Consider the following 25,746-nt stretch of genomic DNA (forward strand, 5'->3'; position numbering starts at 1 on the left):
CCGGAGGAAGCACCGGAGTAGCCGGAAAAACGCAGCCTTGATTCTTTCTTTTTGGTTCTTTTTCTTTCGTATCAAGACGAAAGAAAAAGAATATTCAGTAACTTTACCGAAAATTGGAAAAGCATGGAAAATAATCCGGAACTGCAGCTTGCTTGGCAGTTCATTGAAAATACAGGCACCCATTTATTTCTTACCGGAAAAGCTGGAACCGGGAAAACGACATTTCTTAGACGATTGAAAGAACATACGCCCAAACGCATGGTCATATTGGCTCCGACAGGGATTGCAGCTATCAATGCGGGAGGCGTAACGATTCATTCTTTCTTTCAGTTGTCTTTCGCTCCTTTTGTGCCCGAAACAACCTTTAATTCTTCCCAGACGCATTATCGTTATAGTAAAGAAAAGCGGAATATCATCCGTAGTATGGATTTGCTGGTTATTGATGAGATCAGTATGGTGCGTGCTGATTTGCTGGATGCGGTGGATGCAACTCTGCGGAGGTATCGCGATAGGGAGAAACCTTTTGGCGGGGTGCAGCTGTTGATGATTGGAGATTTGCAACAGTTGGCGCCTGTCGTGAAAGACAATGAGTGGGAGTTGTTGAGAAAGCATTATGAGACTCCTTATTTCTTTGCAAGTCATGCATTGAAAGAAACGGCATATATGACGATTGAACTCAAGAAAGTATATCGTCAGAGTGATACGTTCTTCCTTTCTTTATTAAATAAAATTCGGGAGAATAAGGCGGATGATGAAGTGTTGAATGAACTGAACCGTCGTTATCAGCCCGGCTTTCAGCCGCAGAAAGAAGAGGGATATATTCGTCTGACGACACATAATAATCAGGCGCAGAGGGTTAATGATCGCGAACTGGCATCGTTGCCCGGCAAGGCGTATCATTTTAGTGCCGAGATAGAGGGGGATTTTCCAGAATATTCGTATCCTGCGGATAAACTTCTGACAATTAAGGAGGGAGCACAGATTATGTTCCTGAAGAATGATCCATCGTCCGAGAAACGGTATTATAACGGTATGATTGGTGAGGTGGTAGCGGTTAATGAAACGGGTATTGTGGTGCGTGGTAAAGGGGATCGATCCGAATTTCAGTTGTTGCCGGAAGAGTGGGGGAATTATAAGTATGTGTTGAATGAGGAGACGAAGGAAATCACTGAAGTGATAGAGGGGACGTTCCGCCAGTATCCTATTCGTTTGGCGTGGGCTATTACGATACATAAGAGTCAGGGTTTGACGTTTGAACGTGCTATTATTGATGCACGGAATTCCTTTGCACATGGACAAACTTACGTGGCTTTGAGTCGTTGCAAGACGCTGGAGGGTATGGTGTTGGAGTCTCCTTTGCGCAGGGAAGCCATAATAAGTGATGCTACGGTGGATAATTTCACCAAAGCGGTGGAGCAGAATAAGCCGGGCAGCCAGCAGTTGAATGATATGCAAAAGGCGTATTTCTTTGATTTGTTGAGTGATTTGTTTAATTTCTATTCGATCGATCAGGCTTATAAACGGTTGCTGCGTCTTATGGATGAGGATTTGTACAAGCTCTTTCCGAAGCAGTTGGCTGAATATAAGGCGTTGGCTCCCCATGTTAAAGAGAAGGTTGTGGAGGTGTCTCAACGTTTCCGCAATCAGTATACCCGGTTGATACATGAGAGTGAGGATTATGCGGTGAATGAGGAGTTGCAGGAACGGATTCGTTCCGGTGCCGGATATTTTCATAAGGAGTTGGAACCGGTTCGGGCTTTGTATAATAAGACTAATATGCCTCTTGATAATAAAGAGTTGAGAAAGCTGTTAGCAGAGCGTATGCAGGCACTGGATGATGCGTTGTGGATTAAGGAGTCTCTGTTGGAAGCTGTGTCTACAAGAGGGAGGTTTGCCATTACGGATTATTTGAAGTTGAAGGCTAAAGTAATGTTGAGCCTTGAAGATGATTCTACGTCCTCCGGTTCTTCGAAGGCTTTGAAAGAGAAGAAAGAACGTAAGGAACGGAAAGAGCGTACACGCAGTGCTGAAAAGGTAAAGGTGGAAGTTCCTACGGACATTCTGTATCCGGAGCTTTATCGTGCCCTGTCTGAATGGAGAACAGCCAAAACAAGGGAGATGAATGTCCCTGCTTATGTGATTATGCAACAGAAAGCATTGATGGGAATTGTGAATCTGCTACCGGATAGTCCAAGAGCTTTGGAGGCAATACCTTATTTTGGAGCGAAAGGAGTAGAGAAATACGGGCTTGAGATTCTGGGTATTATCCGCAAGTATGTGGCGGAGAATCAATTGGAAAGACCGGAGATGACGGATCTGTTAATCTCCTCCGGTAATAGTGATGATACTGCAAGGCAACGAAAGACGAAGCTGCAGAAAGAGGCAGAGAAACAGGAGAAAGAGGCGGAGAAGGAGAAAAAGAAGGAGGCGAAGAAAGATACGAAGTTGGTTAGCTATGAAATGTTCCGTCAGGGAATGAATATAGATGAAATAGCCAAGGCTCGTGATTTGGTATCCGGAACCATTGCCGGACATCTGGAGCATTATGTCCGTTCGGGAAAGATCAAAGTGGAGCAGGTGGTGAAAGCTGAAAATATAGCGAAGATTCGCAAGTATTTGGATGAACATGAATACATGGGAATATTCGCTATAAAGGTAGCATTAGGAGACGCTGTCTCCTATGCTGATATCAAGTTTGTATTGGCTGTTTCCGGGCATTAATAAATAAGGTTATTATTCCCGGACAGGGTTAAAGATTACAGAAGAAAGAAACGAAAACGGGAACGCTGATGTCAATCAGAATGCCGTGCAGGATGGCGATGGGAATCATTTCTTTTCCTGAATATCTGGTGATGGAAGGCAGCAGTACATCCATCGAGTTGACTCCTGCTGCTGAAATAGGAGCGAGTTTCCCGAAGTACTTCTTGATGATTGGAGTACCAAGAAGTGCCATCATCTCACGGAAAATATTAGTCAGTAGGGCAATGGTTCCCAGTTCCGTAGCCAGTTGCAGTCCGATGGAGGGTTCTTTGAACTGGGTGATAAGGATGGAAGAGAGTGAATAGTAGGCAAATCCACTTCCCACTGCCATACAGTCGAACACGCTCCATTGACGCAATAGCAAACTTGCCAGGGCGGAGAATAACAGCGTACCGATAATTGTTCCCAATGGAATCAGCAACATTTTAGGGTGCAAATGTGAAACAATGGCTTTCAGGTTCTTATTGGAACCGATGCTGATTCCTACTTGTAGCATTAATACATAAAGTATGTACATGGAAACTGTGTGCGTATCGAACTCGAACTTATTGAAAGCTCCCATGATACAGCCTACACAAAAGAATACTATAACGATCAGACTTCCTTTCATTGTTCGCCTCCTTTCCTGAAAAATAATTGTAGTACCAAACGGGCAGCAATCAGGCTTCCCAATACACCGGACACAGCAAGAACAATGGCTTGCCATCCGAACTTACCAAGATTGTTCACAATCAGGCTATTAGAACCGATAGATACACCGAGAATAAAGAGCAACAGGAATATTGTAAGAGAAATTGTCTTTTCTGTCTTCTGTAGAATACTCCAGTTACGCAATACATAGCCGATGCCGATTCCTAAAAACATGGTAGATATAATAGAGAACATAATTGTATATATTTTGGGTTAGGTTAAACTGATGATTGACAACACACAAAAGAATTTTCAAAGAAGATGTTACATCTGCTTGAAAATCAGAAAGGAATACTGCTATGGCTAATAAAACAAGTCAGCAGGTAGTTCCTGTAAAGAAATAGTTGGGAAATTTAGATGAATCCACTGAACCAATGCACATGCACGCAACAAGACTTACAGAAAATAGGTATTCCTGCAAGAAAAAGAGTAGCGTTATGTAATTGTAATGTTTGATTCATCATTGGTCTTTTTTGAATTTGGTGCAAAGATAGTTATTTATTGCATATTTTCAAAATAAATATGCAATAAATAAAGAGAAAGGAATATCCGGAACGAGATAGATGGTTGTAAAAAGTTGGTTATGTGCTCTTTCCCTTATAATTTATCCCAGTTCGCAAGAATTTCTTTTAACTTTTGGGGCCTGTATCCGAGCATTGTCCGGGCTTTATCAATACTCATCCCACTGAAGCGGGGACGGGGAGTGCTTTCATTCATTTTTTCTGTGGTGGCAGGATGGATAAGAGAACGGTCGAGTTTCATATAATCTGCTACCTGGTAGGCAATCTCTGCAATGGTCATACATTCATCGCCACAGATGTGGAAGATGCCATTCGCCGTATGTTCTATTAAACGTAGCACTCCATCCGAAACGTCTCCAACATAGGTTGGTGTCCGCCATTGATCGGATACGACACGTATTTCTTGTCCGGCTTTCAGACGGTTCATTACTAGCTGTACAATATTACCATGTTGTCCCGGTAGTGCCTTGCCATAAACGATTTCTACACGGACAATGGCATAACTGCTGCAAGTTTCTGCCACCCTCTCTTCTCCTTTCCATTTGGTATATCCGTAGTAGTTGACCGGGGCAGGGAGGTCTTTTTCTGTATATAACAGCCCGGCAGCTTCGTTTATCTTTCCATCAAAAACAAAGTCCGTAGATAAATGAATGAACCGGCTTTTGTATTCTTCGCATAAATCGGCCAGTTGGCCTACTGCGGTAACATTGGTAAGATAGGCTTCTTCATGATGCGTTTCGCAATAGTCCGGCACGGACAGAGCGGAGCAATTAATGACTACATCGGGTTGAACCTCTTTGAAGAGATGCCTAACGTCCGCTTCATTCCGTATATCTGTTTCGATGAAACGATAATCCTCCGCGTTATTGGGAAGAATATCCGGATGCAGGGAGCAGCCCGTCAGCTTGTATTGTCTACAAGCAGATAAATCATTTACAATCTGGCGTCCGGTGAATCCGTTGGCGCCGATAATTAATATCTTCTTCATTAGGTTCTATATTATAGATGTTATAGATTATTTCTACAAAAATAAAAAATAATATCAACTACGCAAATAGATTTCGTACTTCCCTTCTTACTTTGCTCCCGATAACGAGATTTATATGAATTGATAAAAGAAAAGATGTATGGAAAAAGTAATTATGGGAACACGTTTACCCGCTAAACTTTGGTTGGATGAAGTAGAGGACTCTTGTATGTCGCAGATTATGGATTTGACTTCACTGCCTTTTGCATTTAAACATATTGCCATCATGCCTGATGCGCATGCGGGAAAAGGAATGCCTATTGGCGGTGTGTTGGCTACCAATGGCGTGATTGTTCCCAATGCTGTGGGAGTGGATATCGGTTGTGGTATGTGTGCGATTAAGACGAATCTAAAAGCGGAAGATTTTAGTTATACGGATTTGACTTCCATTATGTCGAAGATTCGTGCAGTTGTTCCTTTGGGATTCGATCATCAGAATAAAAAGCAGGGTCAGGAATTGCTTCCGCAAGGATTCGACTTTGAAGAGATGCCTGTTTTGAAGAATCAGTACGAGGCTTGTTTGAAGCAGATAGGAACTCTGGGAGGTGGAAATCACTTTATTGAGATTCAAAAAGATACCGCAACGTCTGATGTTTGGGTGATGATTCACTCCGGAAGCCGTAACATTGGTTTGAAGGTTGCCAATCACTATAATAAGATTGCGCAATATTGGAATGAGAAATGGTATTCTGAAATGGTATCGGGACTAGCTTACCTGCCAATGGAGACACAGATGGCAAAGGATTATTTCCGTGAAATGAATTACTGTGTGGCCTTTGCCTTTGCCAACCGTCAGTTGATGATGACTCGTATTTGTGAAGCCATCCAGGCAGTGAAACCTGAAACGGACTTTGATCCTATGATTAATATTGCCCACAACTATGCAGCTTGGGAGAATCACTTCGATCAGGATGTGATTGTACACCGAAAAGGTGCTACGCGTGCCTATGAGGGCGAGATCGGTATTATCCCCGGATCTATGGGTACCAAGTCTTATATTGTTGAGGGACTGGGTAATCCGGAGAGTTTCAAAAGCTGTTCGCATGGTGCAGGTCGATTAATGGGAAGAAAGGATGCCTGTCGCCGTTTGTCACTGGATGAAGAGAAGGAGAGAATGGATCAGCAAGGTATCATTCACGGACTTCGTTCGCAGAACGAACTGGATGAAGCACCGGGAGCTTATAAAGATATTGCGCAAGTGATAGCGAATGAGCGGGACTTGGTGAAACCGTTGATGGAGCTGGCTCCAATGGCGGTGATTAAGGGATAATGTCATGCCATGTTTAAAGGAGTATCTAGCGTATGGACATAAAAAAAGGAGCAACGCCTTGCTCCAACCTTTGTTAACCTTAAATCTAATACTATGAAAAACACAATGCAAAGATACAGACTATTGCGAAATTAGCAAATAATCCAAGAAAAAAAGTATGTTTTATAACATTGATTAAGAATTGGTTTTCTCAATTCAATTTTTATTAAGAGATTTGACAGACCACATGTGAAGAATCAACTCTCTACCACCGTATGCTTCTTAGAGTAGATTTAATGAGTGGCAATATACCACGCTGTTTCGTTCTTTTTTGAAGCACCCGGATTAGTGCTTGGGTCGGAAATCGTGATTCCGGAGAAAGTATTGATATCAATTTTTTCTCCATAGTAGGAGGAAGAGATTGCTGTAAAATACTGTTCGGTATTCCTTTTAAAGGGTACAGCGCGTTTCAGCTGCTCGTTGAATTGTTCTAATAGATCCGGATCGGAACATAGTTTGGAAACGTAATCACCGTAATCAAAGAATATGGTAGGCGTATATCCGTCTAATCTTTGTAATTCGCCCGTTAATTCTTCGTTAAACGTATAACGCTGATTTATTTCTTTCATAATAGCCGCCAGGTTGTCCAATTCCGAGCAATCAGTAACACCGATTGTTCCGCAGGGAGTCACATAATTTGAATAAAAAGAATAGAAACCGTCACAGACCTTTTCGTAATCTATATTTCCGATTAAGTACTGGCCTATCTTGTCGTATGGCATCCCATAGGCCATTATTTCACTTGTAGAAGCTATCAAGTGGCTTGTTACGTTTTTAAGGTCATAGGCAACCTCTACCGTAGACATATAGCAGTCATCGAAAAGTATATATTCCATCTTTAGGCCCGCGTTCGAAATACCTCCGGCAAGCGTAGTAATATCAGTTTGATATTTCGTTTGTGTTCCTCCAAAAAAACGTGTCATCGGTGCATGTTCATACTCCCAGTGCTTTTTACTAATCTGCAAGCTGCTGCGTGAAACTGCTCTCGATACAGGTATCCATCCCATTCCGTGGCATCCGATAATCATTGCATATCGTTTGGCGGGAGCATAGGTTTGTACATCGTTCAAAATAGAAGTGATGCCCTCTGCAGTTGTATAGGTAGGATCCGGATAATCGTAGTTTTTTAAAGTCTTCTGTACACCTTTGCCATTCTCATAGACAAGTTCGGAGAGAGTGGCTTTGGTGGCCGATGTACATATAAATACGATCACCCGTTCATTCTTCAATATATTGTTTCCGATGATACTTTTCAAATCGGCAATGTTCTGATAGAAAAAAGAAGTGAGATTGTTCGACCAGGGTAGATACATGAACACCGTCTGTTCATTATTCGAACGAACAACAGGATCAGTCGGATCGGGATCTGTCGGATCAGTAGTTGAGTCATCCGTTTGCCTTGTAGTTGGAGAGGTAGAAACAGGATCCTCTTTCTCACATGAAATCATGCCAAAAGAAAGAAATAATACAAAGAGGATTGATTTCATCAGACGATAATATGGTTGCATTGTTTCCATTATTCTACAAGGATTAAATAATCTTTTTATATGTAACGTAAAAAGAGAACCTTTTGATCTGTCTTATCGAGACATTATTGACATCTCTCTTTTTGCAAAGTTATTGAAAAATAGCGTAATTCCTATATTATCATGAATAAGAAAAAGGAGAGAGCTTACGTATAGACATAAAAAAAGGAGCAACGCCTTGCTCCAACCTTTGTTAACCTTAAATCTAATACTATGAAAAACACATTGCAAAGATACGGACTATTGCGAAATTAGCAAATATTCCAAGAAAAAAAGTATGTTTCATAACATAGATTAAGAATTTGATATTCCAATTCAAATTTTATTAAGACTTTTTGATTGCTTTATCTTCCTCTAATCCCTTTGACATATACTTTCAATTAGGTATCCTGAAATCATTCGGAGAACAACCTGTGATTTTCTTAAATAACCGGCTGAAATACTGTGGATTCTGAAAACCCAGCTCTTGCGTTATCTGATTGATTGTTTTATCAGTATTCACCAACCAATCTTTGGCAATCTCGAAGCGTTTGAACTCGATATACTCTTTAAATGATTTCCCCGTTTCATACTTCAGTAAGTCGTTGAAATATTCAGGAGACAAATGAAGCAGGTTCGCACAATACTTATGTGAAAGTATATCGACAGTCGGTACCTGTTTCGTTTCAAAATGGTTATTTATGATTTTATCGAATTGTTTGATAATCGTTTTATTCGCTTCATTACGTGTAATGAATTGGCGTTCGTAGAAACGGATACAGTAATCCAGCAATAGTTCTATATACTTGGAAACTATCTTCTTGCTATGTCGGTCAATGCAACGTTCGAGTTCCTGGTTTATTTTATCCATAAACTCCAGAATGATTTGCTTCTCGCGCAAAGATATATGTAATGCTTCTTCAGGCAGATAAGAGAAGAAAGTATAGTTATGTATATTAAGTCCGAGCGGAGTGCCACAAATCAGATCGGGATGAAAAGCCAATATCCATCCTTTGGAAGGAAAATTCTTACTGTTTTCCTTCATATTGATAGACTCTCCGGGACTAAGGAAGAGCAAAGTACCATCCGAAAAATCATAATACTGGTGACCATACATATACGCTTCACATTTACACTCACTCAATAGAATCGTATAAAAGTCGAACTTGATGCCCGTATGAGCTGACAAGTCAGCCTTTGAGAGATCGATGACACTTACCAGCGGGTGTAGTGTCTTACTCCCCAGGCAACAATTGCATTGATGCACGGTTCCTATTTTGAGTACTTTATCTCCCATGATGTTGAGACTCCTGTATCTAAAATACGTCTAGTTTTTTTGTTTATATTCGTTCGGGGTGCAGCCGACATGCTTTTTAAATAACCGGCTGAAGTGCTGTGGATATTGAAATCCCAGTTCATAAGCTACCTGGCTGACAGTTTGAACACCTTCCAGTATTCTTTCTTTGGCCAGTTCGATAATTCGGCACTGGATATATTCCTGTGCAGTTTTTCCGGTTTCCTTCTTTATCAGGTCCCCGAAATAATTAGGAGAGAGGCATGCCTTGTCTGCAAAGTATTTCACGGATGGCAGTCCTTCGGTCATTGCCACCTGATTTTGGAAATATTCGTCCAGTAATTGCTCGAATTTAACGACTATATCTTTATTCGCCTGATTGCGTGTAATGAACTGCCGTTCGTAGAAACGCATACAGTAATCCAATAGCAGTTCGATATTCCGTACGATAAGTTGCTTGCTATGCTTGTCGATAGTATGCTCCAGTTCGAGCCGGATTTTATGTATGCAATCGGTTACGATTTCTCTTTCCTGATCTGAAAGATGCAATGCCTCATTTACCTCGTAAGAGAAAAAAGTATAGTTTTTGATATTCTGTCCTAATGAAGTTCCACGGATTAAATCGGGGTGGAATAAAACCCCAATCGACTTGGTACGGGGAGCCGTTCGGTTACGGTTGTCTATTCCGCTCACTTGTCCCGGTGCCATACAGACAACCGTTCCTTCCTGATAATCGTAATTCTTACGTCCGTATGTGAGATCCCCGCATTTGGCATCTTTCAGGAACAGACAATAGAATCCGATGTTCATACGGATATACTCAACCGACTTGGTAGCTTTTGAGAAGTCGATTACATTAACTAAAGGGTGCAATGTCTCCAGTCCAAACAACTGGTCATACTGATCGACGGTTTCAATTTTTGTTATTTCATCCATATGCTTTGTTATTAATCTGATACAAAGATAAAACATTTGGAGGTATCTTTTTTATTTCATACCTCAAATCAGTAATAAGGGTACAAGAATCAGTAATCTGTATACTACATAAACTTGCGGGCGGAAAAATAAATGGCAATGATTGCTGGAAGTAAGTCATGGAATTGATATATTTGCTCCGGAGAATATAAAAAACAGGTTTTATGAAAGCATTATTCATTGGAGGAACGGGTACTATCAGTACAGATGTAGTTGCATTGGCGCAACAGAGAGGGTGGGAGATTACTCTCCTTAACCGCGGCTCAAAAAAAATGCCGGAAGGAATTCACAGTATCATTGCGGATATTAATGATGAAGAAGCTGTGGCAAAAGCCATCGCACTTGAACATTACGATGTGGTTGCGCAATTCATCGGTTATACGGCAGAAGACGTAAAGCGTGATATCCGCCTGTTTCAGAATAAAACGCGGCAATACATCTTTATCAGCAGTGCCTCTGCCTATCAAAAGCCATTAACCGATTATCGCATTACCGAAAGCACTCCTCTGGTCAATCCCTACTGGCAGTATTCCAGAAACAAGATAGAAGCGGAAGAGGTATTGATGTCAGCCTACCGGACAAGTGGTTTTCCGGTGACCATCGTTCGTCCCAGCCATACCTATAACGGAACCAAACCTCCCGTAGCCGTACATGGAGATAAGGGAAACTGGCAGATTCTCAAACGGATTCTTGACGGCAAACCTGTCATTATTCCCGGCGATGGCTCCTCTTTGTGGACACTGACTCACTCCAAAGATTTTGCCAAAGGCTATGTTGGACTGATGGCGAATCCACATGCCATTGGGAACGCTTTTCATATCACTACCGATGAAAGTATGACTTGGAATCAGATTTACCAGACAATCGCCGATGCGTTAGGCAAACCTCTGAACGCATTGCACGTAGCATCCGATTTCCTTGCCAAACATAGCGATCATTATGATTTCAGGGGGGAACTCTTAGGAGATAAAGCAGCTACGGTTGTTTTCGATAATTCGAAGATAAAGCGGCTCGTCCCAGATTTTATATGCCATATCTCTATGGCGGACGGATTGCGGCAAGCTGTACATTATATGCTTTCTCATCCGGAAACTCAAACACCCGATCCGGAATTTGATTCGTGGTGTGACCGTATAGCCAATGCAATCAGTGCGGCAGACAAAGCCTTCTGATTTTCCTGATTTTAATAAGTACCTGCCACTAATTAATCGCTATTTTTTAGGCACGGATTACACGGATTAACGCGGTTATTTTTCAGCAATGATAACCCTAAAGACCGTGACATACGTGTAATCCGTGCCTAATTATTATTTAATAAGGAACATTTCTTCCTTGCTGCACCTCAATTCGTATTCCGAAATTACCATTGGCAGATTTCAGTTCGAACGCTCCCCGGAAATTATTCCTTTCCCAAGGCATAGCGCTACGGTTAGGCACCCGCCAGCCATCCTTGTTGTAATCTCCGTAAGTATTGATTCTCATTCCGTTTTTCAGTTTGAAAGATCCCATCTGCATAAACTGTGGAGAAGAAGACAATCCCCAACCATATCCGTATCCAAAACCGGCAAACCCGGAGTAAGAAGACGAAGAAAAAGAGTCGGTGAATCCTTGAGAATAGGTAATATCCGTGTTTAAACGAAAGAGCTGATTATAATCTTTCGTCATATTAGGCATATCTAAATTAAACTTGGGAAGTTCGGGAGTTGCTACGTTCATTAACCCCATATCCAGCAGAAAACCACCAAACTCTTTGATATTGGTAGATGGAGCACGACGAATACTATCGGAAGGAATTTCCGACTGTGCGGATGCAAAACCGACCGATAATATCAGCGAAAGAAATAGAATCAGTTTTTTCATCTTCGTAAAGGTTGATTTACCACAAAGATAGATAATTTCCACCTGACTATCCGCTTCCGTTATGTTTTCTTAGAAAAAAACTTATCTTTTCAATTTAATCACCGGATAAACGACAGGAGCCGTCTCCCATTTCCTTTTCATCGGGTTGTATGAGCGTTCCATACCTCCATGGAGTTCGATATAATCGTTGAATTTGATTTCAAGCATCATGCCATAACCGCTTTGCGGATAGATAGGAGTGAGATATCCCTGCGAAGCATTTCGTTCGCCATTCACAGAATATTCGCCGAAAGCCCGTATACGCAGAAATTTATTAATCCGGTAAGCAGCCGAACCGCTAAAACCAAAATCATTTCTGGCACCATGTTGGAAAGAAGGCATTGTGTACTTGGCACTGAACAGCCCACCTGAAAGCTCCCATCGTTCATTAGGGGCATACGTATAAATGGCACCTACCTGAATATGCGTCCCCATGGTAGGATACGTATTATGCAAACTATACGTACTTAAATAGCTGTTAGCATTGATCCCGAAAATATCCGACCGATTATAGTCACGGCTGAAGGGATCGAAAGAAGTACCCAGTCTGGGAGTAGGCCAGGGAGTATCCATAAATTCGGGAGGAGATATATGAAGCGTCATGCTATCCGTTTGAATGGTTGGCTTCCTGTCGTTCGGCGTTATATTCATATCGGGTAAGATGAAGCCCTCCTTATCCATATTTAATGGCTGCTTTTGCTCCGGTGGCAGAAGAACCGCACGGCCGATGCTATCCTTTTTTACTTCCACCTGTTGCGCAAATGCGGTACAGGTACAAAGTAAAAACATAAATCCTGTGAACTGTCTTTTATTCATGGCACTTTGCGGTGTTAAAGAGTTTAGTTGACAATCAGTTTATAACCGATTCCCCGTACATTGACAATACGTATCTGTTCATCTTGCGAGAGTTTATGCCGCAATTTGGTAATGAACACATGCAAGCTTCGGGAATTGAAAAAACTGTCGTCTCCCCAAAGTTCGAGCAAGACATCCTGCGTGTTGACCACCTGATTCCGGTTTTCGCAAAGCCGTTTCAAGATTTCCGATTCACGATGAGAGAGTTCCTGTCTCGTTCCTGCGTGTAATAAAGTTTGTGCAACAGGATCAAACAGATAGCTTCCTATCTCAAAATGATTGGCAACCTTATTCTCTGTGAAGAGAAAAGCCTTTCCCATCAGTGCTTTGATTCGGATAATCAGCTCTTGTATACCGAAAGGTTTTTTCAGGTAATCATTCGCTCCGAGTTCAAACCCCTCCACCACATCATTGATGGCCGAACGGGCAGTCAGGAATAAGACAGGAGTCTGTTTATCCGTCTGGCGGATGCGACGTACCATTTCAAAGCCATCCATTTTCGGCATCATCACATCGGCTACAAGTACATCCGGATGAAGTTCGAAGAAAAGGCTTAGTCCTTCCTCACCGTCATTCGCCGTATGAATGATAAAATCATTTTCTTCAAGTGTATCCTTGATAATCATGGCGAGCGTCTGTTCGTCTTCTACCAGTAATACGGTAATTTTGTTTTTACTCATGATTTTATGGGTTTATAAAGTAATGGTAAAAGTGCTTCCTTTGTCCGGTTCACTTTTTACGGTGATAGTTCCTCCATGTTTTTCGACCATACTCTTGACATAGAACAGTCCTAGTCCGTAACCTTTTATATTATGAAGATTACCCGTCGGGACCCGGTAGAATTTATCAAATATGTGCTTTTGTTTATCAAGTGGAATCCCGATTCCCCGGTCGGTAACGCTGACGGTTACTGTCCCCCCAGTCTGTCGGCAGGAAATAGACAATTCGGCTTCCTCTTTCGAGTATTTCACTGCATTATCTATCAGGTTACTGATGATGTTGCTGAAATGCGTACGGTCGGCTACAATGACAAGCGTTTCCGGTTGAATATCCAATTCGATATGTACAGGCTTGTCCGCTTTTAGCTGGTGCTGCTCCATGAGCGGAGTAATCAACTCCTTCAGGTTGATTTCCTCCGGATGCAAACGAAACGTTTTGCGACGCTCCATTCCCATGGATAAAATCTGTTCCACCAGCCCGCTAAGCCTTTGCAACTGCTCCTGACTGATGCGTAGATACTGGTCGCGCTTGCTTTTCTCTTCCGCCTGGTTAAAGTTCAGTAATGCGTCATTAGCCGCATAGGCTACGGCAATGGGAGTCTTTAATTCGTGCGTGATATTATTGGTAAAATCACTTTTCATTTCATCCAGCGTTTTCTGTTTCAGAAGCGTCCGGATAAGGAACCAGAAAGAGAATCCGAGAATCAGAAGAATTACAAATGAAGTGACCAGAATACCTGTCATCTGCTTTAACACCAATGAATTGATCGGCTCGAACACCAGTTGGTAGCGTTGGCTGTGATGCATATTAAATTCATAGTCATAGCGGATTGCCTTGGGACTGGGAATATAACTGCTATCTCCCGCAATACCTAATGTATCGGTATATACAATGGAAGAATCGGCACTGATTCCGGTATAAATCAAAAGAGTGTGATGAGGAATAGAGAGATTATGCTCTTTCATCACATGGGTGAGCAAACTGTCATATCGCTGCAGGTTGACATCTATATAAGTGTCCACACCCGAATGAATACCCTGCTGAATACTCATTAACAGCTCCTTTAGCGAATCTTGCTTTTTCAATAACACATCCAGCCCGTTCTCGCTACTTGCAACAGGTGTAGAATCTTCCGGAGCGTTACCAACGGCCTTTACCGTATCCGTAGTAGTTTCTGTCCGGGAGTGTATCGTATCCTGACGGCTACTATCCGTATAAGAAATCGTTTGTTTAGTCACTAATGAATTGCCGTCCGCATCATATCCGGCTGATACCGTCAGCGAACCGTGTTCCACATTATCTTTTTGCAAATCATTTACCCGGAGCACGACCTCGTTAAAGTCACTCGTCCGCATCGCATCTCTGATATTGCTCTCCATTTCCATCTTCATAGACCGGTAAAGCCCTGTCAACCAATAAGCTTGATAAACAAAGATTCCGATTAATGAGCAGATAACCAGTATGACAATATGTTTTAGTGGTAATTTCATACTGACAAAGATAATAGGAAACTATTCTTATTCTTCTCTTTGATAAGACTAAATAACACTAGATAAGCCAGTGATAACGCAAATTTCCATTTTTTCTACCGTATTTTGTCGTATTCCAAAAATAAAGACGAAATGAAACGGATTAATTTACTATTTATGTCTCTTCTATGTGTGTGGATATCCGCTACAGCACAAGTCGGACAACAGTCACAGGAACCTGTCGACAGTATCAAGAATATAGGTTATATGGATAGTTTGTTTCAGGAACTGCCCGAAGTGATGATTATAGGTGAACGCCCTATCGTGAAAGCCGAACAAGGCAAACTCGTGTATGACGTGCCGAGACTGGTGGGCAACCTGCCTGTGGATAATGCCTATGATGTTGTGAAAAATCTTCCGGGTATAGTAAATATGAATAATAGTCTGATGTTGGGAGGACAGGAGGTAACTGTTGTCATCAACGGAAAAGTGACCACTCTGTCTGCCGAACAATTGGATGCTTTATTAAAATCGATTCCTGTCAGCCGGATTGAAAAGGCGGAAGTGATGTATTCCGCTCCGGCACGCTATCAGGTACGCGGACCGATGATTAACCTGATATTAGCACCCGGCACAGGACAAGCATCTTCCCTTCAAGGAGAACTCTATACAGCTTTTAACCAACATCACTACGAATCTTTGGCAGAACGTGGAAGTCTTCTGTACTCCGGACGTAAATTCTCTGCAGATCTTCTTTACTCTTACTCTTATGATCGTGACCGAAGGATTACGGAGAAAGAAGCACTTCACACATTAGCCGATGGTTCAGCGCATCAGATGGATATGGATGAAATAATGACTTCCCGTACCAACAGTCATCAGATACGTCTCGGAATGGATTACTCTCTAGCAGAAGATCATCTGTTAAGCCTGGTCTACACAACAGCTTTTACCGATTCCAAACATTATTCCATAGCTACCGGTGCGCAAAACTCTGTTACCGATTCACAGGGAGACAGCCAGCTCCATAACGCAAAGTTAGATTATCAAACCCCTTTCGGGCTGAAAGCTGGAGTGGCATTTACATCCTATCATTCTCCCGGCAGCCAATTATTATATAGCACGATGGGAACAGAGACAATGAATTTCTTAAGCCGCGATAAACAACAAATCAATCAATGGCGTTTTTATGCCGGGCAAGAACATACCTTAGGCAAAGGGTGGGGATTGAATTATGGTATGGCTTACACGACCGCCTTAGACCATAGTTACCAGAAATATTACGATCCTGAAACAGACCACTTACTGCCGGATAATAATATGGCCTCCCGCCGTCGCGAACAAACCCTGAATGTTTATGCAGGACTGAATAAGAGCTTTGGCGATAAACTCTCGGCCGATGTTTCCCTGGCAGCAGAGCAATATCATACAGATATCTGGAATGGATGGAGCCTCTATCCGGTAGCTAATCTGACTTATATGCCTGCCGCCGGACATGTCCTGCAACTCTCATTGAGTAGTGATAAGGAATATCCTGAATACTGGAGCGTGCAGAACTCTATTTCTTACATGGGAGCCTATTCTGAAATTCAAGGTAATCCCTATCTTAAACCTGCAACGAACTATGAAACGAGTTTCACTTATATATTGAAAAGCAAGTACGTCTTTTCTGCCTTTTATAGCTATACAAAAAACAACGAAATGCAAACCCTTTACCAGTCACCTGAACGTTTGGTGGAGATTTACAAGCTCTTCAACTTTGATTTTTCATCGCAGGCCGGATTAATGATGACAGTTCCCTTCAAGGTAAAAAAATGGCTGGACTCCCGTATTACAGCCATCGGCTTTCGCTATCGCCAAAAAGACAGTGATTTTTGGGATATCCCGTTTGACCGTAAACTATATACATTTGTGTTGACGATGAACAACACCTTTACCCTTTCCACAAAACCCGACTTAAAATTCACTTTGACCGGATTCTATCAAAATAGAGCCATCCAGGGTATTTTCGATCTTCCCCGTTCGGGAAACCTGGATGCGGCACTTCGTTACACCTTTGCAAAAGGAAAAGCACAACTAACCTTGAAGTGTGATGATATATTCAACACTTCTACCGTTTCGACACAAGTTCGCTACGGATTGCAGAATGTAAAGAACCATTATATGCGGACCACCCGTACATTCGGCGTTTCGTTTAACTATAAGTTTGGGGGATACAAAGAGAAGAAAAGGGAAGAAGTAGATACCTCCCGTTTTAAATAAACGCTAATTAATTTTTAGACATAAGAGCGAGAAAAATTTCAGACATAAGAACAAAAGAACATAAATGCTGCGCTTTGAAAATTATTTCTGTTGTTTATTTAACTGCTATTTTATTTTTTGTTCTTATGTTCTTCTGTCTGAATTAAATTCTCATTTATAAAATGAACTACTTAGTTCATTCTTTTGATGCTTTCCATGTTTGGGCATATTCTTCCAACACACACTTGATGCTTTGTCCGATTTTCACATAATCGGCCTCATTCAAATTGGCTAGTGACACACGCACACTCCATTTCGGTCCGGCAAAGCCACCACCATTCAACAGAACGAGTGAAGTTTCGTTTGCCAGGCGGAAAACCACATCCAATGGATTGTAGGTCTTTTGCAGATAAGTAACGAAGTCATCCCCATAGAATTTCTTCGCCCATACCAGCATATCAATCTCCGAATAATATCCGGCACGCAGCGGATCTTCTACCAGTGTGAAACCTGTATTATCCCACAATGCATGCAGGCGGCGATGAATAATTTCCTGCATCTTGGCTTTATAACTGTCCTCTTTATCCAAAAGCGAGAAGAGGGCAAACAAACTCATCTGTATCTGTTGGGGCAGGGAAAGCCCTGCAGTATGATTCAGCGCAATTTGTCGGCTGTCAGCCACCATGCGGTCAATAAATTTCATCTTTTCCGGTTGCAGGCTAAGGCTGGAATAACGTTTGTTTAATATTGATTTCTGCTCCTCCGACAGGCGGGCAATCATTTTGTCGTAGATGTTGTCTTCGTGTAGAGCGATCACAGCGGTTCTCCATCCTGTAGCTCCGAAATATTTGGAGAACGAATAAACGCAAAGCGTATTGTGCGGCAACTCTGCCATCAATGAACGGAAATGAGGAATAAACGTTCCGTACACATCATCCGTGATAATCATCAGGTTCGGATTATCATTCTTCACAATGTTGATGATACGTTCGGTAGTCTCTTTGCTAAGTGCATAGCTGGGCGGGTTGCTCGGATTGGTGATAAACAACGCTTTGATCCGCGGATCTTTCAGCTTGTCTATATCTTCATCCTTATACTGCCAGGTATGTAAACCGTCAGGAGTCATCTGGTCGGCAGAAATTTCGGTAACGTCGAACTGATAGCGTCGCAGTTCCGGGATTTCTATATAAGGAGTGAACACAGGAACCATCAAAGCAATAGCATCCCCCTGGTTCAACAGGAAATTCTCTTGCAAAGAATCGAACAGATAACACATGGCTGCTGTACCTCCTTCAGTCGCGAAAAGGTCAAAAGTTCCTTTCGGCGGACGGCGGTCACACATCTCTTGCGCCAGGTAATCCTGTACGATTAACTCCGTAAAATGTAAAATACGGTCGGGCACAGGATACTGGTCGCCAATCACCGATTCCGCCCATTCGTGAATAAGCGTATCCGGATCGGCAGCATGTTCCATCAGCATATAATTATAGCCCTCTTTCAACAGGTTAGCACCGGGAGCTTTCTCGTTTTCTTTCAGGAAAGCCTCGAAACGGGCAGCAATTCCCGCCTTTTGCGGAATACCTGCTATTCCTTCTTCCAGTGAAAACGCATGACGACATTCGCAAAGGCCGAATTGTCCCAGCAGAAAAAAGGCTTCGCGTGGTTCGGTAGCAATCCAGTTCGGGTTACCTCTTCCGGCATTCAACATGGTATGTGCTATCTTCTTGATACTTTCATCTGCCATATTGATCAGTTTGTTTTTCAGCTCGAACGGGCTGATCGTTTCCATTTTCTTGGCATAACTTTTGGTAATGGCAGGGTTATTTGTTTTCTTTTCCATAATGATATTTATTTATATAGTTTTACATAAGTAGTACGATGACAACTCCCCAGATAATCAGGAGCGTATTGCCGACTGCATACGTCACCGTATATCCTAATGCCGGTGTGTCGCTTTCCACTGCATCCTGAATAGCTCCCAATGCAGCTGTTGTAGTACGTGCTCCTGCCGTACATCCCAATGACAGGGCAGGGTGGAATTTGAACAAGTATCTCGCCATCAGCAATCCGGCGAGGAGAGGAATGGCCGTTGCCAATGCGCCGACGATAAACAGACTGACGCCTACTTCCTTGAATCCGGCAATGAAACTGGGACCTGCGGCGATACCGACCACTGCGATAAACATATTCAGTCCTACATTATTCAATACCCATAAAGAAGGTTCGGGGATACCTCCGAAAGTAGGATGCTTGCTGCGTAGCCAACCGAACAGAAGTCCGGCTATCAATGCGCCGCCACTGGTAGAAAGACTGATAGGAACACCTCCCAGATGAATAGCCAGTGCACCGAAAAGACCACCGAGCAAAATACCCAATCCAACGAAGATCATATCCGTCTGGTTGGTAGGCCGGTCAATATAGCCCATTTGTTTGGCAGCACTTTCCACTTCATGTTTAAGACCGGTAAGTTCGAGAATATCTCCCGAATCTACAATCGTTTTAGGCAATACCGGAACATTGATTCCGGCACGTTTGATATTCCGGATACTAACCCCGTGCATAAACTTCTGCGCCCTGATTTTGGAAACCGTTTCTCCGGCAAAAGTCCGGTGGGTCACCATTACAGGAAGAGTTTCTGCAGGGAAGTCGAGTAATTGTGCATCAATCACTTCCGGACCGATCCAGTCTTCTTCTCCAATCACAAATTCACGGCGTCCGCTAAGTACCACTTCGTCATTCTTATGAAGAATCAGGTTCGGATCTACTTCCTTCACCACTCTTTTTTGACGAATCCGTTCTACAAACAGCCGTTTATCATTTTTACATAGATAAGCTTCGAGTTCACTGACTTTCTTTCCTTTGTCAAACCATTCATTGGTGATTTTATAAGCACGGAACACAACCGGACGAAGAGCCGGGGAAAATCCGGGTTCGTCAGCTTCCGATGTTCCCATTTGAGCCTCCAATTCCTTGCAGTCGGCCTTCACCTTATCCAGTCCACCCAGCATTTTAGGGCCGAGAGAAGCCAGAATCCACGCCGAACCGGCCGTTCCGAAAATATAAGTTACGGCATACGCTACCGGAATTGCATTGATGAACGTGGCTTTCTGTGCATCGCTGATTCCCAGCTGGTTGATCGTATCGCTTGCCACGCCGATAACGGCGGATATTGTTTGTGAGCCTGCCAACAGTCCGGCAGCTTCTCCTACATGATATCCCATGATTTTGGCCAGTATCCACGGGGCTACCAGACTGACAATACACATCAGTACGGCAAATCCCACTTGTGGCAGGCCGTCTTTCTTCAATCCGCGGAAAAACTGCGGACCTACCTTATAGCCAACGGCAAATAAGAAAAGCAGAAAGAACACAGCTTTCATCGGACCATCTACAGTGATATTCAGTTGTCCGACCAATACTCCGACCAGAAGAACGCTGGTGACTGTCCCCAAGGAGAATTTCCCTATTTTGAGTCTGCCAAGCCAGAACCCGGCAAAGAGCGTCAGGAAAATAGCAAGTTCAGGATGTACCCTTAGTTGATTAATAATCCATTCCATAATTAAGTTGTTGTTTTAGGTTATGTCATTTACAACAGTTATAGCGTAAAAAGAGTTTGTTGTGTTATGAAAAATAGAGATATAATATCCGTCGAACTTTAAATTTCTCTATTTCGCTTTTTTGTTATACTTTTGTTCCTTCAAAAATAAAACTAATCATATTCTGTATGAAATCAGACATAGAAATAGCTCGCAGTATTGAGCTGAAGAAGATTAAGCAAGTTGCCGAAGGTATCGGAATCCCTCGTGAGGAAGTGGAGAATTATGGCCGCTACATAGCAAAGATCCCCGAACAACTGATTGATGAAGAGAAAGTGAAGAAAAGCAATCTCATTCTGGTAACTGCTATCACAGCAACCAAAGCGGGCATTGGCAAAACTACAGTATCTATCGGTCTCGCTTTGGGATTGAATAAAATTGGAAAGAATGCGATTGTCGCTCTTCGCGAGCCGTCTCTCGGTCCATGTTTCGGAATGAAGGGAGGAGCAGCCGGTGGGGGATATGCACAAGTGCTTCCGATGGACAAAATTAACCTCCATTTTACCGGAGATTTTCATGCCATCACTTCTGCCCATAACATGATTTCCGCCCTGCTCGATAATTATCTCTATCAGAACCAGGCAAAAGGTTTCGGATTGAAAGAAATTCTTTGGCGGAGAGTGCTTGACGTGAACGACCGTTCGTTGCGCAGCATCGTTGTCGGCCTCGGACCTAAATCGAACGGGATTACCCAAGAGTCCGGTTTCGATATTACTCCTGCTTCGGAGATTATGGCAATTCTTTGCCTTTCCAAAGATGTGAGTGATCTGCGTCGCCGTATTGAAAATATCCTGTTGGGCTTCACGTATGACGACCAACCTTTTACTGTGAAAGATTTGGGAGTGGCAGGAGCCATCACTGTGTTGTTGAAAGATGCTATCCATCCTAATTTAGTGCAGACTACCGAAGGAACCGCTGCTTTTGTACATGGTGGTCCGTTTGCTAATATCGCACATGGTTGTAACTCTATTCTGGCCACTAAATTGGCAATGTCTTTCGGTGATTATGTAATAACAGAAGCCGGATTCGGTGCCGATCTCGGTGCAGAAAAATTCTATAATATCAAATGCCGCAAGAGCGGACTCCAACCACGTCTCACGGTGATTGTCGCTACGGCACAAGGATTAAAGATGCACGGAGGTGTCAGTCTCGACCGTATCAAAGAGCCGAATATGGAAGGCTTGAAAGAAGGATTGCGTAATCTCGACAAACACGTTCGTAACCTTCGCTCATTCGGTCAGACCATCATCGTAGCTTTCAATAAGTTTGCATCCGATACGGATGAAGAAATGGAATTACTGCGCGAACATTGCGAACAGTTGGGAGTGGGTTTCGCCATTAACAATGCGTTCAGTGAAGGAGGAGAGGGAGCAGTAGATATGGCCTGTCTGGTAGTAGATACCATAGAGAACAATCCGTCCGAATCTTTACGCTACACTTATAAAGAAGAAGATAGCATACAGCAGAAGATCGAAAAGGTAGCCACTAATATTTACGGAGCCAGCGTTATTACCTATAGTAGTATTGCACGCAACCGTATCAAACTGATCGAGAAAATGGGAATCACTCATTATCCGGTTTGTATTGCTAAAACACAATATTCATTCTCTGCCGATCCAAAGATTTATGGTGCGGTAAACAACTTCGAGTTCCATATTAAAGATATTGTTATCAATAACGGAGCTGAAATGATTGTAGCCATTGCCGGAGAAATTCTTCGTATGCCGGGATTACCCAAGGAGCCGCAGGCATTGCACATCGATATTGTGGATGGAGAAATAGAAGGATTGAGCTAAAATATATACCTCAAAAAAATATTCCGGTATGATGCCGGTAAAATAAATCCCCGTCTTTCCCTATGAAATAAAATGTGGAAAGACGGGGATGACTGTATATAGAGTCCAGTGCGCTTCTGTTTTCTCTTCTTGCACACTGTACGGTTGAATTCGTCCTTGCTATGAGTGATATATGACATCATATATTTCTTTTATAGTAAGAAAAACGAAAATATGGACAGATGGTTCGGGCGGGACCGTTAATAAATAAAAAAAGCCTACTCCTTTCACAAAGAGCAGACCTTATAAATAAGAAATAAAGCTGATAACAGTGAAGCTATTAGCTTTGAAATCGTTTTTTAATAAGCAAAAAGAGGATATTTCTTCATTGTCTCATTGACACGTGCACGTACTTGTGCAATAACTTCCTCATTTTCTACGTTAGACAATACAGTCTCGATCATTTCAGCAATTTCGAGCATCAAATCTTCTTTTGCACCACGAGTTGTGATAGCAGGAGTACCCAAACGGATACCGGAAGTCTGGAAAGCTGAACGGCTGTCGAACGGAACCATGTTCTTGTTAACAGTAATATCGGCAGAAACCAATGCTTTTTCTGCCACTTTACCTGTCAGTTCAGGATATTTGCTACGCAGGTCGACCAACATAGAGTGGTTGTCTGTACCACCGGAAACGATGGTAAAACCACGGTCGATTAAAGCCTGTGCAAGTACAGCAGCGTTCTTTTGTACTTGTTTAGCATATTCCTTAAATTCAGGTTGCAGGATTTCACCGAAAGCAACTGCTTTAGCAGCAATTACATGTTCCAACGGTCCGCCTTGGATTCCCGGGAATACGGCAGAATCCAGTAATTGAGACATCATCTTGATCTCACCTTTCGGAGTGGTCTTTCCCCACGGATTGGGGAAATCCTTACCCATCATGATGACACCACCACGAGGTCCGCGAAGTGTTTTATGTGTAGTAGAAGTGACGATATGTGCATATTTAACCGGATTTTCGAGCACTCCGGCAGCGATCAGACCGGCAGGGTGAGCCATGTCGATCATCAGGATAGCGCCTACTTTGTCAGCGATTTCACGCATACGTTTGTAATCCCATTCACGAGAGTATGCAGAACCACCACCGATAATCATTTTCGGTTTCTCACGTAGAGCGACTTCTTCCATCTGGTCGTAGTCAACGCGTCCAGTTTCCTGATTCAGGTTATATTCGCAAGGAGTATAGATGATACCGGAAGTGTTTACCAGTGAGCCATGAGAAAGGTGTCCGCCGTGTGCAAGATTTAATCCCATGAATTTGTCGCCCGGATTCAGAACTGCGAGGAAAACAGCAGCATTAGCTTGTGCTCCCGAGTGTGGTTGTACGTTTGCCCATTCAGCGCCAAAAATTTCTTTCAGGCGGTCGATAGCGATTTGTTCGCTTTGGTCTACTACTTCGCAACCTCCGTAATAACGTTTGCCGGGATAACCTTCTGCGTACTTGTTAGTCAGGCAAGAACCCATTGCCTGCATAACCTGGTCACTCACAAAATTTTCTGATGCAATAAGCTCGATTCCTTTCAACTGACGTTGATGCTCTTTTTCGATGATGTCGAAAATGATGTCGTCTCTTTTCATTCTTTTATAAGTAAGATTAAATTTCTAATTCGAGATACCTATTTTAAGCGCACAAAGTTAATGAAAATAAATAAAGAATGAAGGAAGTACAAGAAAAATGTTAGTAAAAAGCCGGATTTAATGATATTTTATTCTTAAAGGATGAATCCCAGCGAAAAACTTAACGCGCTGTCACGGCGACGGAAAATAATGTTGCTCACTCCCGTGCTGCCGTCGGAATTGATATTGTCGTAAATGATGGACTTGGAGATATTTCCGATGCTTTGCTCGTAGCGGAAATCGAAAAAGATACGGGAGATGTTGACGCCTACACCGATCACTGCACTGACATTGAACGGATACAGCCTTTCGTGAATCCCTTTTTGGTCAAAATTCTTAAAAGTGATTTCATTGTGTTTTCCCCATAAGTAGCGAAGTTTGGGGCCTGCGAAGATAGACATTCCGTAAGGCCCTTTTTTCACCACATTATAGCCGTATAAAATAGGGAAATCCACACTGTGCAACACCGATTGCACCGAAGCATAATCAGGCTCGATGGCAGGATGCTGTGAACCGAGCTTATCGAAAGTGATCTCACATTTGCTTACATTATAGGACACTTCCGGCTGAATGAAATGCTTCTTCATGTTGATGCGCATAAAGAGGGCGCCAAAATAACCTATCTTGTAGTTATTCTGCACCTCATCGATAGTCACATCCTTAATTTTCAGTTCAGATACCATGAACATGGAAGAGTTGAATCCCGCCTTGATACCGATATTTATTTTTTTTGTATTGGGGCGGTCCACTTTTTCTGCGTTATAGCTCTGGCCGACAGCCGTGCAGGCTATAGCTAACAAACCGGGAAGGATGAATTTACGCAGCATATTCATGGCAATATCGCACTTTTTATGATTTCTTCTTTTCTACACTCCAACCGAACTTACCGATTTTCTCTCCCAGATTATAATATCCTCCGTGCACATATACCAGCGGATTGGCTTCGGCCAGTTCCAGCTTTCCGGTTTCAGGATTCAGGTTCCGGTCGTCCGCACGCACATTTACTACGTCAGCGATAAACATATCGTGTGAGCCGAGAGAGATGATTTCTTTCACACGGCATTCAATGCAGAGAGGAGATTCTTCAATCAACGGAGCACTAACCACCGTACACTGTCCGGGTGTCAGCTTCATCTCATCAAATTTATGATAATCACGTCCCGAACGAACTCCGCACCAGTCAGTGGCAAAAGCCATATCTTTCGTTGTCAGGTTGATGACAAACTCCATGTTTTTTTTGATAATGTCATAAGAATGGCGTTCCGGACGTACGGATATATAACACATGGGCGGGTTTGTACAAATCGTACCCGTCCATGCTACTGTGAACATATTATATTCGCTTTCTTCCTTTCCGCAGCTGACTAGTACAGCCGGCAGCGGATAGATCATCGTTCCTGGTTTCCAGTCCTGTTTCATAGGGCTATACGT

The 25,746-nt window shown here is 42.7% G+C and carries 20 protein-coding genes; 5 read left to right on the forward strand and 15 right to left on the reverse strand.

Features of this window, described 5'->3' with window-relative positions:
* Window positions 1-123: 123 nt before the first annotated feature.
* The gene (locus tag DXA54_RS00330; RefSeq protein WP_120078855.1) at window positions 124-2,721 is read left to right on the forward strand and encodes a helix-turn-helix domain-containing protein; all 2,598 of its coding nucleotides are present in this window, start codon (window positions 124-126) and stop codon (window positions 2,719-2,721) included.
* 28 nt (window positions 2,722-2,749) lie between these two features.
* On the opposite strand, the gene DXA54_RS00335 is transcribed toward DXA54_RS00330, so the two are convergent.
* The 3 genes from DXA54_RS00335 to DXA54_RS00345 form a co-directional block, all read right to left on the reverse strand.
* Window positions 2,750-3,370 carry a lysine exporter LysO family protein gene (locus tag DXA54_RS00335; protein ID WP_120078810.1) on the reverse strand — a complete coding sequence of 207 codons (621 nt, stop codon included), beginning with the start codon at window positions 3,368-3,370 and terminating at the stop codon, window positions 2,750-2,752.
* Window positions 3,367-3,645 carry a LysO family transporter gene (locus tag DXA54_RS00340; RefSeq protein WP_004303461.1) on the reverse strand — a complete coding sequence of 93 codons (279 nt, stop codon included), beginning with the start codon at window positions 3,643-3,645 and terminating at the stop codon, window positions 3,367-3,369. Before DXA54_RS00340 ends, DXA54_RS00335 begins: the two co-directional genes overlap by 4 nt.
* A 402-nt stretch (window positions 3,646-4,047) precedes the next feature.
* A complete protein-coding gene (locus DXA54_RS00345; RefSeq protein ID WP_120078811.1) occupies window positions 4,048-4,959 on the reverse strand; it encodes an SDR family oxidoreductase in 912 nt (303 codons plus the stop codon).
* A 139-nt stretch (window positions 4,960-5,098) separates the two neighbouring features.
* Here DXA54_RS00345 and DXA54_RS00350 point away from each other — a divergent pair, with 139 nt between their 5' ends.
* On the forward strand, window positions 5,099-6,268 hold the full coding sequence (locus DXA54_RS00350; RefSeq protein WP_120078812.1) for an RtcB family protein: 1,170 nt from the start codon (window positions 5,099-5,101) through the stop codon (window positions 6,266-6,268).
* A 272-nt stretch (window positions 6,269-6,540) separates the two neighbouring features.
* On the opposite strand, the gene DXA54_RS00355 is transcribed toward DXA54_RS00350, so the two are convergent.
* The 3 genes from DXA54_RS00355 to DXA54_RS00370 all read right to left on the reverse strand — a co-directional run bounded on the left by DXA54_RS00355 (window position 6,541) and on the right by DXA54_RS00370 (window position 10,042).
* Window positions 6,541-7,824, reverse strand: a complete 1,284-nt coding sequence (locus DXA54_RS00355) for a clostripain-related cysteine peptidase (protein WP_008648011.1) — start codon at window positions 7,822-7,824, stop codon at window positions 6,541-6,543.
* A gap of 385 nt (window positions 7,825-8,209) precedes the next feature.
* A complete protein-coding gene (locus DXA54_RS00365; protein WP_004295774.1) occupies window positions 8,210-9,109 on the reverse strand; it encodes a helix-turn-helix domain-containing protein in 900 nt (299 codons plus the stop codon).
* A 30-nt stretch (window positions 9,110-9,139) separates the two neighbouring features.
* Window positions 9,140-10,042 carry a helix-turn-helix domain-containing protein gene (locus tag DXA54_RS00370; RefSeq protein ID WP_004295775.1) on the reverse strand — a complete coding sequence of 301 codons (903 nt, stop codon included), beginning with the start codon at window positions 10,040-10,042 and terminating at the stop codon, window positions 9,140-9,142.
* Window positions 10,043-10,245: 203 nt separating this feature from the next.
* On the opposite strand from DXA54_RS00370, the gene DXA54_RS00375 reads away from it, so the two are divergent.
* Window positions 10,246-11,253, forward strand: coding sequence for an SDR family oxidoreductase (locus DXA54_RS00375; protein ID WP_004295777.1), 1,008 nt, complete (start codon window positions 10,246-10,248; stop codon window positions 11,251-11,253).
* A 139-nt stretch (window positions 11,254-11,392) separates the two neighbouring features.
* Here DXA54_RS00375 and DXA54_RS00380 read toward each other — a convergent pair whose 3' ends face one another.
* The 4 genes from DXA54_RS00380 to DXA54_RS00395 form a co-directional block, all read right to left on the reverse strand.
* Window positions 11,393-11,941 carry a hypothetical protein gene (locus DXA54_RS00380; protein WP_004295778.1) on the reverse strand — a complete coding sequence of 183 codons (549 nt, stop codon included), beginning with the start codon at window positions 11,939-11,941 and terminating at the stop codon, window positions 11,393-11,395.
* A gap of 81 nt (window positions 11,942-12,022) precedes the next feature.
* On the reverse strand, window positions 12,023-12,796 hold the full coding sequence (locus tag DXA54_RS00385) for a hypothetical protein (RefSeq protein WP_004295779.1): 774 nt from the start codon (window positions 12,794-12,796) through the stop codon (window positions 12,023-12,025).
* A 23-nt stretch (window positions 12,797-12,819) separates the two neighbouring features.
* Window positions 12,820-13,515 carry a response regulator transcription factor gene (locus DXA54_RS00390; RefSeq protein WP_004295780.1) on the reverse strand — a complete coding sequence of 232 codons (696 nt, stop codon included), beginning with the start codon at window positions 13,513-13,515 and terminating at the stop codon, window positions 12,820-12,822.
* A 12-nt stretch (window positions 13,516-13,527) separates the two neighbouring features.
* Window positions 13,528-15,045, reverse strand: a complete 1,518-nt coding sequence (locus tag DXA54_RS00395) for a sensor histidine kinase (RefSeq protein ID WP_004295781.1) — start codon at window positions 15,043-15,045, stop codon at window positions 13,528-13,530.
* 132 nt (window positions 15,046-15,177) lie between these two features.
* On the opposite strand from DXA54_RS00395, the gene DXA54_RS00400 reads away from it, so the two are divergent.
* The gene (locus tag DXA54_RS00400) at window positions 15,178-17,286 is read left to right on the forward strand and encodes an outer membrane beta-barrel family protein (protein WP_004295782.1); all 2,109 of its coding nucleotides are present in this window, start codon (window positions 15,178-15,180) and stop codon (window positions 17,284-17,286) included.
* A 175-nt stretch (window positions 17,287-17,461) separates the two neighbouring features.
* Here DXA54_RS00400 and aspD read toward each other — a convergent pair whose 3' ends face one another.
* Together aspD and aspT are read right to left on the reverse strand one after the other, a co-directional pair.
* Window positions 17,462-19,105 (reverse strand): aspartate 4-decarboxylase, encoded by a 1,644-nt coding sequence (aspD, locus tag DXA54_RS00405; RefSeq protein WP_004295783.1) that lies wholly within the window; start codon window positions 19,103-19,105, stop codon window positions 17,462-17,464.
* Window positions 19,106-19,127: 22 nt separating this feature from the next.
* Window positions 19,128-20,822: an aspartate-alanine antiporter gene (gene aspT / locus DXA54_RS00410; protein WP_004295784.1), complete on the reverse strand. Its 1,695-nt coding sequence runs from the start codon at window positions 20,820-20,822 to the stop codon at window positions 19,128-19,130.
* Window positions 20,823-20,989: 167 nt separating this feature from the next.
* On the opposite strand from aspT, the gene DXA54_RS00415 reads away from it, so the two are divergent.
* The gene (locus tag DXA54_RS00415; protein ID WP_118023929.1) at window positions 20,990-22,657 is read left to right on the forward strand and encodes a formate--tetrahydrofolate ligase; all 1,668 of its coding nucleotides are present in this window, start codon (window positions 20,990-20,992) and stop codon (window positions 22,655-22,657) included.
* 338 nt (window positions 22,658-22,995) lie between these two features.
* Here DXA54_RS00415 and glyA read toward each other — a convergent pair whose 3' ends face one another.
* From glyA to DXA54_RS00430, 3 genes are all read right to left on the reverse strand, one after another.
* A complete protein-coding gene (glyA, locus tag DXA54_RS00420) occupies window positions 22,996-24,276 on the reverse strand; it encodes a serine hydroxymethyltransferase (RefSeq protein WP_004308877.1) in 1,281 nt (426 codons plus the stop codon).
* A gap of 134 nt (window positions 24,277-24,410) precedes the next feature.
* Window positions 24,411-25,148, reverse strand: a complete 738-nt coding sequence (locus tag DXA54_RS00425) for a porin family protein (protein WP_118023928.1) — start codon at window positions 25,146-25,148, stop codon at window positions 24,411-24,413.
* A gap of 16 nt (window positions 25,149-25,164) precedes the next feature.
* Entirely contained in the window at window positions 25,165-25,734 is a 570-nt protein-coding gene (locus DXA54_RS00430) for a flavin reductase family protein (protein WP_004325806.1), read from the reverse strand.
* Window positions 25,735-25,746: the final 12 nt, after the last annotated feature.

Origin of the sequence: Bacteroides sp. OF03-11BH, assembly GCF_003604005.1 — a bacterium.
In the GTDB taxonomy this organism is placed as follows: Bacteria; Bacteroidota; Bacteroidia; order Bacteroidales; family Bacteroidaceae; genus Bacteroides; species Bacteroides ovatus.